11 protein-coding genes are annotated in these 17,228 nt (G+C 34.4%); 3 read left to right on the top strand and 8 right to left on the bottom strand.

Going from position 1 to position 17,228, the window contains the following annotated elements; translation table 11 throughout:
- The 7 genes from AC3WQX_RS08995 to AC3WQX_RS09025 all read right to left on the bottom strand — a co-directional run.
- A partial coding sequence (locus tag AC3WQX_RS08995; protein ID WP_492740070.1) for a lectin-like domain-containing protein occupies positions 1 to 5,465 on the bottom strand: 5,465 nt, incomplete at its 3' end.
- Between the two features lie 494 nt (positions 5,466 to 5,959).
- The gene (locus AC3WQX_RS09000; RefSeq protein ID WP_230373824.1) at positions 5,960 to 7,141 is read right to left on the bottom strand and encodes a hypothetical protein; all 1,182 of its coding nucleotides are present in this window, start codon (positions 7,139 to 7,141) and stop codon (positions 5,960 to 5,962) included.
- Between the two features lie 487 nt (positions 7,142 to 7,628).
- The gene (locus AC3WQX_RS09005; RefSeq protein ID WP_030058899.1) at positions 7,629 to 8,279 is read right to left on the bottom strand and encodes an SDR family oxidoreductase; all 651 of its coding nucleotides are present in this window, start codon (positions 8,277 to 8,279) and stop codon (positions 7,629 to 7,631) included.
- Between the two features lie 192 nt (positions 8,280 to 8,471).
- The gene (gene phnE, locus AC3WQX_RS09010) at positions 8,472 to 9,281 is read right to left on the bottom strand and encodes a phosphonate ABC transporter, permease protein PhnE (RefSeq protein ID WP_002434989.1); all 810 of its coding nucleotides are present in this window, start codon (positions 9,279 to 9,281) and stop codon (positions 8,472 to 8,474) included.
- Positions 9,278 to 10,084, bottom strand: a complete 807-nt coding sequence (gene phnE, locus AC3WQX_RS09015; RefSeq protein ID WP_002435050.1) for a phosphonate ABC transporter, permease protein PhnE — start codon at positions 10,082 to 10,084, stop codon at positions 9,278 to 9,280. Before phnE (AC3WQX_RS09015) ends, phnE (AC3WQX_RS09010) begins: the two co-directional genes overlap by 4 nt.
- A gap of 1 nt (position 10,085) precedes the next feature.
- Entirely contained in the window at positions 10,086 to 10,859 is a 774-nt protein-coding gene (gene phnC / locus AC3WQX_RS09020; protein WP_049326417.1) for a phosphonate ABC transporter ATP-binding protein, read from the bottom strand.
- Positions 10,860 to 10,978: 119 nt separating this feature from the next.
- On the bottom strand, positions 10,979 to 11,944 hold the full coding sequence (locus AC3WQX_RS09025) for a phosphate/phosphite/phosphonate ABC transporter substrate-binding protein (protein ID WP_030058895.1): 966 nt from the start codon (positions 11,942 to 11,944) through the stop codon (positions 10,979 to 10,981).
- 234 nt (positions 11,945 to 12,178) lie between these two features.
- Between AC3WQX_RS09025 and AC3WQX_RS09030 the strand changes: the two genes are divergently transcribed.
- From AC3WQX_RS09030 to AC3WQX_RS09040, 3 genes are all read left to right on the top strand, one after another.
- Positions 12,179 to 13,738: a motility-associated ABC transporter substrate-binding family protein gene (locus tag AC3WQX_RS09030; RefSeq protein WP_049326418.1), complete on the top strand. Its 1,560-nt coding sequence runs from the start codon at positions 12,179 to 12,181 to the stop codon at positions 13,736 to 13,738.
- Positions 13,739 to 13,906: 168 nt separating this feature from the next.
- Positions 13,907 to 15,442, top strand: coding sequence for a bifunctional metallophosphatase/5'-nucleotidase (locus tag AC3WQX_RS09035; RefSeq protein ID WP_030058891.1), 1,536 nt, complete (start codon positions 13,907 to 13,909; stop codon positions 15,440 to 15,442).
- Between the two features lie 12 nt (positions 15,443 to 15,454).
- On the top strand, positions 15,455 to 15,832 hold the full coding sequence (locus AC3WQX_RS09040) for an iron chaperone (protein WP_037550702.1): 378 nt from the start codon (positions 15,455 to 15,457) through the stop codon (positions 15,830 to 15,832).
- Positions 15,833 to 15,912: 80 nt separating this feature from the next.
- On the opposite strand, the gene AC3WQX_RS09045 is transcribed toward AC3WQX_RS09040, so the two are convergent.
- Complete coding sequence (locus AC3WQX_RS09045) at positions 15,913 to 17,082, bottom strand: MFS transporter (RefSeq protein WP_002434998.1); 1,170 nt, start codon at positions 17,080 to 17,082, stop codon at positions 15,913 to 15,915.
- Positions 17,083 to 17,228 lie beyond the last annotated feature (146 nt).

The raw sequence follows: 17,228 nt of genomic DNA on the forward strand, positions 1-17,228 counted from the left end.
AGTGATTCCGACGTACTTGCGCTAACTGAAGTACTACCTGATGTACTTGTTGAGCCACTTAGTGACTCGCTTGCACTATTTGTAGCACTCGTCGAAGTACTTGTACTGTCTGAGGTACTTAGACTTGTTGATGTTGATGTGCTTTCACTTGATGAGTCGCTTTGTGACGTACTTAAACTTTCTGATGTTGATGTACTTAGTGATTTCGACGTACTTGCACTAACTGAAGTACTACCTGATGTACTTGTTGAGCCACTTAGTGACTTGCTTTCGCTATCTGAATCACTCATCGAAATACTTGTACTATCTGAGTTACTTAAACTTGTTGATGTACTGTCGCTTGTTGACTCTGATGTACTTTCTGATAATGATGTACTCGCACTGCTTGAGTCACTTAATGATTCACTTGTACTGGCTGAATCGCTTATGCTCGTAGAAGCTGACGTACTTGCGCTTGTTGACTCTGATGCACTAGCGCTAGCAATGGATTCACTTATTGACGTGCTTGTGATATCTGAGTCACTCGTGCTCACTGATGTTGACGTGCTTGCACTTGTTGATCCACTTAGCGATTCACTTATACTACTTGAGCCACTCTCGCTTGCTGAAGTTGATGTGCTAAGGCTAGTTGAATCGCTATTGGATTCACTTGTTGAGTCTGACGTACTATCTGATAATGATGTGCTTGTACTACTTGAGTCACTTTCTGATGAACTTGTACTGCTTGAATCTCTCATGCTCGTAGATTCTGACGTACTTGCACTTGCTGATTTGCTCTCACTCGCTGAAGCCGAAGTGCTTACGCTATCTGCTTCACTCGCACTTGTTGATGTACTTTCTGACATGGATTCATTTTCCGAATCCGATGAGCTCATTGACTCTGACCTACTATTTGATAATGACGTACTCGTTGATGTGCTTAAGCTGTCTGATGTAGAAATACTTAATGAATCCGACGTGCTTGTACTTTCTGATGCACTCACTGATTCTGATGAACTTGTTGACTCTGAGGTACTGTTAGATGTTGACGTACTCTCACTCGTTGAGCCTGATGTACTCTCACTGCTAGAGCTACTTAATGATTCACTTGTACTGCTTGAATCGCTTGTGCTCACAGAGGCTGACGTACTTGTGCTATTTGAAGTACTAATACTCGTTGAAGTTGATGTGCTTGCACTAGCTGAGTCGCTCTCTTTAGTTGAGTTACTCTCACTCGTTGATACTGACTCGCTTTCTAAAATAGAATCGCTTGTTGATTCTGATATGCTCGTTGATTCTGACGTACTGCTAGATAATGATGTACTTGCACTTCTTGAGTCACTTTCTGATTCACTTGTACTACTTGAATCACTTGTGCTCGTAGAAACTGATGTACTTGCGCTTGTTGACTCTGATGCACTAGCGCTAGCAGTGGATTCACTTATTGACGTGCTTGCACTTGCTAAGTCGCTTGCACTTGTTGATACACTTAGCGATTCACTTGTACTGCTTGAGCCACTCTCACTTGCTGAAGTTGATGTGCTAAGGCTAGTTGAATCACTTTCTGATTCACTTGTACTGTTTGAATCTCTCATGCTCGTAGATTCTGACGTACTTATGCTATTTGAAATACTAGTACTCGTTGAAGTTGATGTGCTTTCACTTGATGAGTCGCTCTCTCTAGTTGAGTTACTCTCACTCGTTGATACTGACTCGCTTTCTAAAATAGAATCGCTTGTTGATTCTGATATGCTCGTTGATTCTGACGTACTGCTAGATAATGATGTACTTGCACTTCTTGAGTCACTTTCTGATTCACTTGTACTACTTGAATCACTTGTGCTCGTAGAAACTGATGTGCTTGCGTTTGTTGACTCTGATGCACTTACACTAGCAGTGGATTCACTTAATGACGTGCTTGCACTTGCTGATGTACTCTCAGAGAAAGATTTGCTTTCTGAATCTGATGTGCTTGTTGATTCTGAAGTACTATCTGATAATGATATACTCGCACTTTCTGATTCACTCGTACTTGTTGAAATTGACCTACTCTCCCTAATCGAGTCACTTAGTGATTCGCTTGCTTTACTTGAATTACTTGTACTTATTGAGACAGATTCACTGCCTGATTCTGATGTACTTAGTGAATCAGACACGCTTACGCTTGTTGAATCACTCTCACTTGTTGATAATGACGTACTAGCAGATTCTGAATCACTTATTGATGTGCTTTCACTGTCTGATGTACTAGCACTGCTTGAGCCACTTAGTGATTCACTTGTACTACTTGATTCACTTCTGCTTGTTGACTCTGATGTACTGTCAGATGTTGACGTACTGAGTGATTCAGACGTACTTGCGCTTGTTGAATCACTCTCACTTGTTGATAATGACGTACTAGCAGATTCTGATGCACTTATTGATCCTGAAGTACTGTCAGATAATGAAGTACTCGCACTTCTTGAGTTACTTAGGGAAGTACTCTCACTTAGTGAGCCTGAATCAGATATTGAGTCACTTGTTGATGTACTTGTACTGTTTGAATCACTTATACTTGTACTGTCTGAATCACTTATAAATGTAGAATAACTTTCACTTGTTGATGTACTTGTATTAGCCGATTCACTATCTGATACGCTAGTGCTTGCTGACTTACTTGTACTCTCTGATGCTTTTTGTGAATTACTCTCACTGATTGAATTTGACTCACTTTCCGACGTTGATTTGCTTTGAGAATCTGATGTGCTTGTTGATGCACTCTCTGAATCCGACTTACTCGTTGATGCACTTTCTGAATCCGACTTACTCGTTGACGCACTTTCTGAATCCGACTTACTCGTTGATGCGCTCTCTGAATTTACCTTACTTGTTGATGCACTCTCTGAATCTGCTGTACTTGTTGATGCACTCTCTGAATTCGCCTTACTTGTTGAAGCGCTTTCTGAATTAGCTATACTATTGCTTTTTGATGTTGAAAGGCTTTTACTTGAAGAAGTAGATATGGAATCACTAGTACTATTTCTAGTAACATCATACTTAAATGTAGACGTTGATGTATTTCCAGTCTCATCCTTTGAAGTAATAGTTATGGTAAAACTACCCATTTTACTTGGCGTGCCACTAATCGTATTCGTATTCGAATCAAATGTAAGACCATCAGGCAAGCCTGATACTTCGCTAACCACTTTAGTCCCACTATTATCTGTTGTACTAATCGTAATTGGATTGATTGGATTATAAACTTCTGATGATTGATTACTAATCTGTGTAATCGTTGGTCCAGTAGAATCTTTAACTGTAATGACAAAGCTGCTATCTGAAGCATTACCAGTTGAATCTTCAGAATGCACTTGTACAGTCGTTGTACCTATATGAGTAGGTGTACCTGTAATGGTATTAGTAGTACTATCAAATGATAATCCATCTGGCAATCCTGTTACAGTTGTTTTAACCGGATCTGAACTATTATCTGTAACTGTAACGCTAATTGGTGACGTAGGTTTCCCTACTTCTATAGTTGGATTACTGACACTAATCGTCGGTTTTTGTGCATCATTAAATTTGTAAATGATAGTTTGACCGGCATTAGTCAATTTAACTGTACCTGTACTGTCTGTATAATTAGGTGCGCCAGTACTATCCACACCAGAATAGTTATATCCTTTACTCTTCATTGCATCGATTTGTTTATCAATAGTCGCACTGCCATCAACTTCACCAGCATATGTTTTAGGAGGGATAATGTCTTTACCTGTTTTAGCATCCACGTATCTTACTTGTGCCGTAGCAGATTGTGTATATTCAAATTTACCGAATTGAACTTGTTGAAGATTTCTAGCCCCACCTGTAGACGCAGTCATTGATAAAGAAAACGTCGTAGAACCACTTCTTTTAATCCAGTCGGACATGTTTTTAGTCCACGTTTGACCTGCATATGTAATGGTCATAACTTTTGTGTCACCATTATAATCAATCACAAAATCTTGGAGAGAGTTATCCGTTGGTTGCACTTTTAAAGGAGATGCACTATTTTCATCAGTTGTCGCAACTCCATTTGGATCTGTTGAGACAAACGCACCGAAGGCACCTTTCCCAATCATACTACCTGGATCTTTATTAGCTTTGGCATCCCCTTTAGGTTGTGAAGTATTATGGTAAGTATCCAATTTGAAACCAAATGCATTTTTTAATCCACCTATTCCTACAGCTGCACCTTCTTTACCAATCTCACCTAGGTTACCAGGAGAAAAGGCAAAACCTATACCGTCTCCCCCAACGATAGCAGTATCACCTGTTCCTTCATTATGTCCTTCATATCTACTACCAAGGTTGACCTTACCAGTAAAACGAAAACTACGATTTGAATCTAACCGTGTATTTAAACTAATGGCACCTTTCACACTATTCACATCTGGCGTTAATGTGACAATACCTGTATTTTTATCAAAAGTCGCTGAACCTGAAACATTCATATGATCGTTAAAGTTATCTTTAGTTACTACTACTGAATTTGAAGATACGCTTGACGCAGTAGTTGTTGTAGAAGCAGCTGGTGTAGCTGCCAATGTTTTAAAGACACTCATTCGACTGAATGTTCGCAAGTTACTTACTTTAGAGGCCGTTGATTCACTTGCTGATTGAGAGTTCTTATTAATAGTCGGCTTTTCTGAAGTATGAGTGCTTGCTTGGTTATTACTAGTATCTTTTTGAGTTGCTGTTTGGCTATGTTGAGTGAGTGTAGATTGACCCTCTTTTTTATTATTTGAACTTTCTGATGTTGATTTTAATTGTTGAGATTCCTGAGAAGTTTTTTCTGATGTGGATGTATTCTTAAGTTGTTGGGAATTTTTGTCATTATTCGTGGATGATGTATTTGAAACAGTTGATTTACTTATAGAAGATTTTTCTGAAGATGATTTAGATTGTTCGCTATTTTGTGCTTTATTCGTACTTTCACTAGCTTCTTTTTTTATGCTTTCACTATTTTGATTGTTTTCTACAGCTTTTTCGCTACTAGATTCGTTTTTATTTATCACTTCTGATGATGATGTTTTAGTAGTAGAATTTTTGATTTCACTACTTTGCTGCGTGGAATTTGACGTTGTGTTATTCGTTACCTTTGCTTGCGAATTTCTTATAGTAGTAGAGTTTTGATTGGCAACTGTTCCGCTATTAGATGAAATTTCTGAAGTCATTGGCGTCTCAGAAGCAGCTAACGCATGATGATCTTGAAGCATGTTGAATGTGAACGCTCCGCCGACTAGGGCCGTTGTCTTAGCAGCATTCTTCTTGAATCTACTACCTTTATTATCTTTAGTTTGGCTTTCTTTTTTAATATTTTTACTTAAAAAAGGCACTCCCATTGTTCTTAATAATTCAAATTCACTAATACTCGCTTTAACCCAGTTTTTACCGGACTTATAGAGTTTGACCCGGGCTTTTTCTTGGCCAAGACTCTTGTTAAAATCTCTTTCTTTTTTTGACATAATCGACCTCTCACTTATCCCTAAAAATTTGTAAAAAATAGTTATTTATACCATAAATATTCATTTTCTTAAGTATATAACCCGCTATATGTAAAAAGCAACCAATTTAACACAATATTTATATAACTAAATTTTAAAAATATCGTTACGGTATCTTTATACACTTTAGCTGTAATGAGACGCTTAGATAAGCATGTTTTTTCGAAAAATAAACAAAAATTTTACCTCATAACTATTGAAATTAAATTCTTTTTATGAAAGCGTTATATTAATTTTATAGGTAAATCAATTAGGATTTAAATCGTTTTCAGCTATAAAATAAGTTTAGCTTGATGTATTAATATACATAAAAATGTATATAATAAGCCGACTTGATACATAGGGATTCAAGCCGACTTTATTGTTTTTCATTAGATTATTGGCAATTTATCTAAAGACATATACATTTATTTAAATTTCAAATTAATAAATAAATGTATATAGGACAACCTTGATTATATATTTCTTTTATCAACCTCTAAAGATTTTTTAACCATTTTATTCTTACTATCCTTATGTAAACCATCCTTGAGATAAATCCCCCAAAGAATGTAACAAAGAGCACCGATATTTATTGCGTTAAACATTACGATTTCTATGGTATTAGTCAGTAAGGTTGCTATAAAGAGCACAAACGTGAGTTTAAACATATATGTGGCTAAAAGCATAACTTTTAATACATATATCACATAACAAGTTAAACCAATTACCCCAGTAAACATCATAAGTTCAAAAACCATATTCCCTGCGACTATATCACTATTTTTAGTCAAACCGTGCAATGACATACCAAATCCATTCCCCATAAGCATATGTGTTTCTAGCACATTCTCGATATTTTTAATTTGATTATCCTTTGGCATTAAAACACTCTTAACTGAGTTACCATTTAACACAAAGCTTTTAATTAAATAATGAATTGACGGTTGAAAGATACTTAATATGATTATTGAAATTATTAAGGGAATCGTTAAATATTTATAACGCTTTTTCAAAATTAAAAGCAATAAAGAGAGAAATAAACATACTATAAATACAAACCATGCCAACTTAGAATGAGTTACATAAAGTTCAAAAATTCCCGACATCATAACAAACATGACGAAGAAGTTAAATTTATGATATTTCATAGATGAAATAATGAGAGTTAATAAACCTAATATAAGAAAGACTGCAAACGTATTTGAGTCATTGAAGAACCCTTTAAATGATTGTTCTTGAGAAAGAACTTTTATTAATGACATCACTAAAGGTATTAATGTAAAAAGAATGAATGTTACAACTTGATTCGCTAGCCATTTAATAAGTTCATCTACTTCTTTGATAAGATAAACTAAAGTAACAATAATGATTAATGGAATAAAGTAATTAATGAGTTTAGTTATTGAATAAAGAGGATCATTAGATGTAATCAAAGACATTATGATATAAATTAGCATCAAAGTGATTGAAGCTAGAGCAAAGGTAAATATCAGATAGCTTCTCACCCAACGTTTGATATGTCTAATTAAGAAAAATATTCCTATAACATAAATGAGAATGTAAATCGCATATGTAAGATCATACGCGCTATCACTCGTATCGAAAAATGAAATCATTAAATTTCTTGTAGTATAGAGGTAAATAAGTTGGATCACTCCAAGTATTCCTCTTTTTAACAAGAGAACCGATAAAATAATCGCTAAAAGTAGCAACCATTTATTATATAAACTCATTATAAAAATAAGACTTATCAATGTATTTTCTCTTAGAGTATGTTTATGTATTTTTAAAAAACGTTTCATTTAAATGTACTCCAAACCTTCTAGTTGTAAATTCTATTATGATGCTCTTGGAAAATGTAAATTGGGAACTTAAGTCTATAACTTATACGCTATAAATATTACAATCTTTTATCTATCGTTGATCTCAAACCTACTTTCACATTTAAAGATAGGTTAAACTTTATATATTCAATAATTTTATAATTATATTTTTATTAAATAGCTTTCTATAATTATATCATGAGTTGTTAGGACACGAATACTTAATAACCACTACCATGATTCAACATAAGTCTAATAACCTTAAATTAAAAACCCGTTCAAAATGTTTTATGAACTTTGAACGGGTAGTATATATCACTTATTTTATATTGTTGATTGCATCCTTAATATCAGTTTGACCTGTTTGAATGAAGATATCTTTACCTTCAACTGCTGACGCATCAAGAGCTTCGATTAATACAGTTGCTACGTCTTCGCGAGGAATTGTATAGCTATTAGGATCTCTTGCGATATCTAATTCAGCATCAATTTTACCTGTACCTTCTTCATTTTGAAGTGGACCAGGGTGGACAATGGTATAATTTAAATTTGAATTTTCAATATATAGATCTGAGAAATGTTTAGCTACAGCATATGGTTTCATTACATCAGTTTCTTTATCAGGTTCAACACTATCAGTAGCACTTAAATGAACAAATTTCTTCACTTGATGTTTAGTAGCGTAGTCCACAGCTTTTTTAGCTCCCCACAAATCTACTAATAAAGTTTTATCTGCACCAGTACTACCACCTGAACCTGCTGTAAATATGACACTATCTACGCCTTCAAAAGCACTTGAAAAATCTTCCTCTAAATCTTGGACAACGACTTTATCTGCACCTAGTTCTTTTAAATCACTTACTTGTTCCTCTTTACGTACAAGTGCTACAGAGGAATGTTCAGTGTCTTTTAATTGCGAAATAACTTTTCTGCCCACTGCACCATTTGAACCAATTACTAGTACACTCATCATTAAAAGCTCCTTCCTCGAATTTTATATGCACATGCATATTAACATGCGTGTCATTCTCACTCAACTCATGTGCTTACGCTCGTAAAACTCTTTTTCTTTAAAAAAATAAGTATACCTGACGTCTTATTATAAATCTTTATGATTCATAACTTTTTATACGGTAGGCATACTTATTTTCAGATAAAATGACTAAACAATACGCTTACGGATAGCACCGGAAATTAGGTCGACAATCGCAACCATAATCACCAATCCTATTAAGATGATCCCCACACGATCCCATGAACGTGTTTGGAGTGCAAAGATTAACGGCGTACCAATACCTCCTGCACCTATTAGACCTAGAATAGAGGCAGAACGTAGATTTAGTTCAAATCGATAAAGAATTAATGATATAAATGAAGGTAATATTTGTGGTATCACTGCAAATATTAATGTTTTAGTTTTATTAGCACCACTAGCTTTTAATGATTCAACAGCACTAAAATCTAAACTTTCAATATCTTCAACAAAAAGTTTTCCTAACATTCCAACGGAGTGAATACCTAATGCAAGTACTCCAGAGAATGAACCTGGTCCTACGGCTTTGATAAAGATAAGTGCCATTACAATTTCTGGAAATACACGAATAATACTTAAGATAAATTTACTTATGCCAGTTACTGGTCTTAACTTCACCATATTTCTTGCACCTAAGAAAGCAAATGGAATACATATAATAGAGGCAATGAATGTCCCTATTACTGCAATTGCAAATGTTTCTAATAGTCCTCTAAGTAAGTCTTCACCGGCAGGAATATATATGTAGCCTAGATCTGGATGAAATAAGCCTTTGAATATGGACTTCAATATTTCAATCGATTTACTTTTTAATTCTAAAGCTGGCATACCTGCAAATGCCCAAATAATAATCGCTGCTACAATAACTGCAATAATCCAATTTTTTATAATTCTCTCACGATATCTCTTTGAATTGAGTTTGTATTTTTGTTCATTCATGCTAATTTTTCCCTCACTTTCGAACTTACAAAATCAATAATGACAACGATGAGGAGAGTAAATAAAATAATCATTGCCGTTTTCTTGTATTGGAATAAACCTAGAGTTTGATCGTAAAATAATCCAATACCCCCTGCACCTACAAGTCCTAAAACTGCCGATGCACGAATATTAATTTCAAAAGCGAATAAAACATATGACATGAATGAAGAAATTGCTTGAGGAACAACACCAAAGACAATCCATTTAACTTTATTTGCTCCTACAGCCGTCATAGCTTCCATAGGTCCTGGTTCAATTGTTTCTAATGATTCATATAGTAACTTTCCGATGATACAGATAGTTAATATGAATAATGCTAAAACACCAGGAATTTGACCAATACCAAATACCGCAACAAACACTGCTGCTAAAAGTAAGTCTGGAATTGTACGTACAATATTGAGAATAAATCGTGCTGGAATAGCAATCCATTTAGTTTGAACGATGTTGCTTGCACATAAAAGAGCTACAGGTATTGATACAATACTCCCTAAGAATGTGCCTACAATTGCCATACGAATTGTATCTAACATTGGTTTCGTAATTTGATCTAAGTAACTCCAATCTGGTGGTACCATCTGTCCAAAGAATGCACCAATTTGTGGAATACCTATCATTAAATCTCCAATACTAAAACCTGTATAAATAAAGCTCCATATGATGAGAGCCGCTATAAGAATAATTGTAAAGCTTGTTTTAATTGACATCTTTTTATTTAAATATTGATCATATTTACTCGTTGATGATGTAGGTGTTGCCATTTTACTCCACCCCTAACTTTTCATCTTCATTAATTGATCGACCATAAATATGATTGAAAACATCATCATCCGCTTCACTTGCTGGTCCATCATAGACAAGTTCTCCAGCTCTAAGACCTATGATTCTAGATCCATATTCCTTTGCTAAATCTACAAAGTGTAAATTGATTAAGATTGTAATTCCTAATTCTTCATTAATTTTCTTTAAATCATCCATAACTTGTTTTGTTGTTAAGGGGTCTAACGATGCAACAGGCTCATCCGCAAGAATGATTGCTGATTCTTGGCACAATGCTCGCGCGATTGATATACGTTGTTGCTGTCCACCTGAGAGTTGATCTGAGCGTTGATCGTACTTATCTAAAATGTTCACTCGCTCTAAGGCGTTAATTGCTTTGATTTTATCTTCTTTAGGGAATAAACCGAGTACCATCTTCCAAGTTGGATGATATCCCACTCTGCCACTTAGTACGTTTCTTAGTACGGTTGAACGTTTTACGAGATTGAAATGTTGGAAAATCATTCCAATGTTACGTCTCATTTTTAATAACTGTTTGCCACGCGCTTTCGTAATGGATTGTCCATCAATTGTAATATCACCTGAAGAAATATCATGTAGGCGATTGACAGATCGTAGCAAAGTCGATTTCCCTGCACCTGATAAACCAACAATAACTGCAAAATCACCCTTTTCAATGTTTAAATTAATATTTTTTAACCCCACGTGCCCGTTAGGATATACTTTATTAACATCCTTGAATTCAATTTGACTCATAACAAACACCCTTCTTTTATAAAGAAAAGCTAAGAAGCTGAATAGTTGATATCATCATCTTTCATTCAGTCTCCTAGCTTTTCTATTTTTTGACTCTATTCAATTTATCGTATGGTTGATTACTTCATGTCTTGAACTTCTTTTTCATATTTTCTTACGATATCGAAGTTAGAATCCTTTGTATCTGTGTATCCTTCGTGTGAATATACTTCACTAATGATTTTGTGACCTTTTTTAGATTTAGCGATGTCTTTAAATGCTTTTTTAAGTTTCTCTTGGAATTTTTTATCCATATCCGGACGTACTGAAATTGTATCGTTAGGAATAGATTCAGTTAGTTTTAAAATCTTAGTATCTTTAAAGACATTTGGTTGGTCTTTTTTAACTATAGTACGTGCATCTTGGAATACTGCAGCTGCATCAACGTCACCATTTAATAAAGAAATAACAGCTTGATCGTGACCTTTAACATTTACAATCTTCATATCTTTTGTAGCATTGATACCTGTTTCTTTTTTAAGTGTAGCTAATGGGAATGTGTACCCAGCTGTAGAAGTTACATCTTGTAGTGCGATTTTCTTGCCTTTTAAATCTTTTAAGCTTTTAATTCCTGAGTTTTTCTTAACTAAGATTTCAGATTTGTAATCATCCACTAATTTTTTATTAGATGAACCGTCTTTATTAACACCGTAACGTTGTGCTTGAAGTAATAAGTCTGCTGCTTTTTGATCATGAGCTAAAGTATAAGCAGTTGGTGGTAAGAAACCAACGTCTACTTTTTTAGACTTCATTGCCTCAACAATTGTGTTGTAATTCGTTGATACTGATACTTTTACAGGAATACCTAATTTATCAGATAATAACTTTTCTAAAGGCTTGGCTTTCGCTTCGAGTTTATCTGCATTTTGAGATGGTACGAACTGTACAGTTAATTCTTTAGGTTTATAATCTCCCGAACTTGAACCAGAATCTGATCCACTATCTGAACTTTTCTTATTGTTATCTAATGAACTAGAGTTCCCACACGCTGCCGCAAAGATAACTACCGATAATACAAGTACAACTAAAAACTTCAAATTCTTCATTCTCATAACTGTCCCCTTCACAATATAAGTTAGTGTAATATGTATATTTTAGAAACCATATTTATAGATTAGCACATCTAATAAGTAATGAGTATTTAATTTTAATTAAATTTATAAAAACTTTATATTAATTACTAAGGCTTTGTAAAAATATCGTTAAGTCTCTACTTACCCTCCAATTTTTATACTATAATTTTGAAAGGTATACATTTTTAATGAGGAGTAAATAAAGAGATGAAATTATTTAAAGTGTTAAGTTCAACTGTTTTAGCTACTGCCATTTCTGTAACTACGATTCAATCAGCTCATGCAACGACACAATCTACATCTTCAAGTTCGGGACAATCTGACCAAACCGTGCTTTTCGATAACTCTCATGCACAAACAGCTGGTGCCGCTGACTGGGTAACTGACGGTGCATTTTCAGATTATGCAGATTCTATGAAGAACAAAGGATATAACGTTAAAGAATTAGATGGAGAAGCAAATATTAGTAATGAAACACTTAAAAATGCTCATATTTTAGTAATTCCGGAAGCTAATAATCCATTTAAAGAGAAAGAACAACAAGCTATTGTTAACTTTGTAAAACGTGGGGGTAGTGTCATATTTATTTCAGACCACTACAATGCAGATAGAAATTTAAATAGAATCGATTCATCCGAATCTATGAATGGATATCGTCGTGGTGCTTACCAAGATATGACAAAAGATATGAATAGTGGAGAGAAAAACTCTAAAGCAATGCAAGGTGTGAAAAGCTCAGATTGGCTTTCTAATCAATTCGGCGTTCGCTTTAGATACAATGCATTAGGCGATTTAAATACTCAGAATATTGTATCTAGTAAAGAGAGCTTTGGAATTACTAAAGATGTGAAATCAGTATCTATGCATTCTGGTTCAACTCTAGCTATTACTGATCCTGATAAAGCTAAAGGTATCGTATATATGCCTGAAAACTTATCTAATAAACAAAAATGGTCTCACGCCGTAGACCAAGGTATTTATAGTGGTGGCGGTACTAAAGAAGGACCTTACATAGCTATTTCAAAAGTTGGTAAAGGTAAAGCTGCATTTATTGGAGATACTTCACTTGTAGAAGACAGTTCTCCTAAATATCAACGTGAAGATAATGGCAAATCGAAAAAAACATATGATGGCTTTAAAGAACAGGATAATGGAACACTTTTAAAAAATCTCACAACTTGGTTAGGAAAATCAGATAGCCATGAATCAATGAAGGATACAGGTGTCAAAATTGATAATAAAACCCCATTATTAAACTTTGAAAAACCTGAAAATTCCACTGAACCTCAACATGAACCTTGGTCACAGCCAGAAAAAGGCTATAAATGGTATGACCGTTCAACTTTTAAACCTGGTAGTTACGGTAGTTCGCAAAGTGGTTCTGATAATAATGATGAAAGTAGCTCTAATGACAATAGCAACTCACATCATGGCCAAACTGGTAACGCTGAATTCAACCTACCTCAAAGTATTCAGCCCAACCATCCATTTAAAGTAACAGTAAAACTTAAAGGTTATGATGCAAATAGTACAATTAATAATTTAACAGTTGGTATTTATAAAGATGGAGGTAAACAAATCGGTAGCTTCTCATCAGATGGGTCCCAATTTAGTCAACCAGGCTATAGTAAAGATCAAACTGTTAAAACGGATAGTAATGGAGAAGCAACATTAACACTTACTGCTAAAGTTTCTGAAGATATTAATGGTGCTCATATTCGACTCAAACAAGGTAAAAAAGTAGTTACAACTACAGACATTCATTAACACTATAGATATAATATTTAAAAAGAGGTCGGGACGAAAGTTTTAGGATTGAAGCAGAACCATAAGTTTTACTGCTAAAATCCCGCTTTGGGACATCATAAATTAGTTTCCCAAAGCTTAAACTTTTAAAGTCCCAACCTTTTCTTTATCAAAGGAGGTTCTAGGTGGATGACTCAATTAGCATTTTATGTTGTAAGTGATGTGCATGGATTTATCTTTCCAACTGACTTCTCACATCGTGATGTTGAATTACCCATGGGATTATTAAAAGCTAATCATATCATTGAACAAGACTGCTCTCACTATGACGGCAGTATAAAAATAGATAACGGCGATTTTTTACAAGGTTCCCCTTTGTGTAACTATTTAGTTTCTGAATTAGCTACTAGTCGTCCATTAACCGATATTTATAATCGTTTAAATTTTAATTTCGGTACAATTGGAAATCATGAGTTTAATTACGGTCTAAAGTATCTTAAACAAACCATACATCAGCTTGATTATCCTATGCTATGTGCGAATATTTTAGAAAATGGAGAACCGTTTACAGGGCAAGGTATCACTTACATAAAAAGTCAGGGGTTAACTATAGGTGTAATTGGCTTAACAACGCAGTTTATTCCACATTGGGAACAGCCTGAATACATTGAAACTTTGACATTTCAAAGTGCTGTTGAAACTCTTTCTTCCCAATTACCTGAATTGCGAAAACAAAGTGATGTAGTAGTCGTAAGTTATCATGGTGGGTTTGAACGTGATTTAGAAACTGGTGAGCCTACGGAAGCTCTGACTGGAGAAAATGAAGCTTCTGAAATTTTGCGTTTATTCAGTGATGACATTGATGTATTAATTACTGGTCATCAACATCGTGATATTGCTACCATTTACAATCAAACTGCCGTCATACAGCCTGGTACAAGAGGGACTAAAGTTGGAAAAATCGTCTTAAATATTGAACATGACAATGACGTTCAAATAGAGAATTGTCACTTATTAGATGTCGAGGATTGTTCAAGTTTTGAAATAAATCAACAAGATCAAAATTTAAGAGTTCATTTAGAAGATTGGCTAGATAAGAAAGTTGCAACTTTACCTACTTCAATGCGAGTTGAGAATGCTTTTGATGCTAGAGTTAAGCCTCATCCGTTTATTAATTTACTAAACTACATTTTACTTGAAAGTAGTGGCGCTGATATTACCTGTACTGCCCTTTTCGATTCTGCTAAAGGCTTCGATAAAGATGTGACTATGCGTGATATCATCAACAACTATCCATTTCCTAACACATTTAAAGTAATCGAACTTACAGGTCGTGATATTAAATTAGCTATTGAACGGTCAGCTGCTTATTTCGATTTACATGATGAGGAAATAAGTGTGAGCGCAGACTTCCTTGAGCCAAAACCTCAACATTTTAATTATGATATCTTTGCGGGAATAGATTATACGATTCATGTAGGTCGTGCTCTAGGAGAACGAGTGAGTGATTTATTTGTGAATGGGAAGCCTTTAGATGAACATAAAAGCTACACTATTTGCGTCAATAATTATCGTGCTGTTGGTGGTGGTAATTATAATATGTATGAAAATAAACCAATCATTAAAGACATCCAAATTGAAGGCGCACAACTATTAATCAATTACTTATCAACTAACGACTTAAGTCATATACCTAAAGTTGTAAATTTCAAAGTCGTAAAATGAGAGGTGCAAGTTATGTCAGAATTTAACCTTTTTATAAATGACATCGAGAATGAAGCGCATCGTGAAAAATTGAGACACTTATTTGAATGGATTGAAACACAATATTCAGATTTAACACCAGTAGTGAAATGGAATCAACCAATGTACACGTACAACGAAACGTTTATAATTGCCTTCAGCAAAGCCAAACAACATTTCTCAATTATGCCTGAAGCAGCTTGTTTGAAACAATTTAAGCAACGTGTAACTAACGCTGGTTACACACAAACTGAAAATTTATTTAGAATCAAATGGAACCAAGAGATTGATTATGATTTAATCGGTGACATGATTAAACTAAATATGGAAGAGAAAAAAGATTATACGAAATTTTGGAGAGATCATAAGTAAAGAGTGATTTATGATGTGAGTTTATTTATATTAAATCAATTATGCCTGCTCGCTAAGGATAGCGAACAGGCATTTTTTAATTAATCATTGAATGTAATGTGTTTCTTTTCATAAATATTATTAAGAAAGTTAAGAATGATACCTAGAATAATGATACCACCTGAAATAAATGTAATTTGAATATATGGTAAACCTATAGATAATAGAATCGAACCAATGATTGCGCCTAAGAAATTCGCTACATTGAATACTGATGCAGCCAATGTACTTGCAAGTAGTGGCGCTTCATGAGCACTTAATATAATTTTACTATTGAGTAATGGTGTCGTACCAAAAGTTCCAAAACCAAACATGAAACATACAATTAACGCTAAAACTGCGTTATGCACAACAGTAACAAATAAAATAATTGTGATGAATAATAATAAAAACGTAAGATAGAGATTTTTAGTTAATTTATGTTCTGGAATACTTCCAGTAACTAAATTACCGATAACGCCACCAAGACCAAACATAAATAGACACACTGTAAGGCCTACCACTTTATAAGGTGAGAAATCTCTAATCATTGGTTCCATAAAAGTATAAGTTGTAAATACGCCACTATATCCAAATACAATGATAGAAATAACTATAAGGATATGTGGATTTTTAAATACTTTTAATTCTTTAGCAATATTGGCTTCTGCACTTAATGATACTTTTGGAACAAATTTAATCATACCTAACATTGTAATGATAGCTAATAGGATCATTACACCAAATACTGTTCTCCAATTTGCGAATCCACCAAGAAATGAACCAAACGGCACACCAATCATTACCGCGATAGTTAACCCAGCTTGAACTAAGGCAATTGCTTGTGGTTTCTTAGCGGGAGGAGCAACCGCAGCCGCTACACTCATACATACACCAAAGAATGGCGCGTGCATTGCTGCTGACATCAATCTAGATAATAGCAGTATATTAAAATTAGGAGCTAACATACCCACTAAATTACTGACAATGAATATAGCCACTAGAATAGGCAATAATCGATGTCCATGCACTTTTAAAGTGAATATTCTCATGAATGGACCAATCACAGCTACACTAATTGCATAGACACTTATTAGTAAGCCAGCGCTTGAAATAGAGACTTTCATGTCGTCAGCAATTTGTGTTAACAAACCGGTCACTACATATTCTGCCATACCTACTGTGAAAGTTCCTAACATGAATATGAAGAACATCATTTTGTTTTCTCTCATTTTTGCTTCCTCCCTTATTATTTTTTCTCAAAAAATCAACATGAGTGATATACTATAAAAAATTATGGTACTTGTGAAGAGGTATTTAGAAATTAATTTTTGAGTTTAAACTCAAGTATCATAAGCTTTCATTTTGTTTTCATTAT

Source organism: Staphylococcus sp. FW104-15G4D (genome assembly GCF_058790135.1).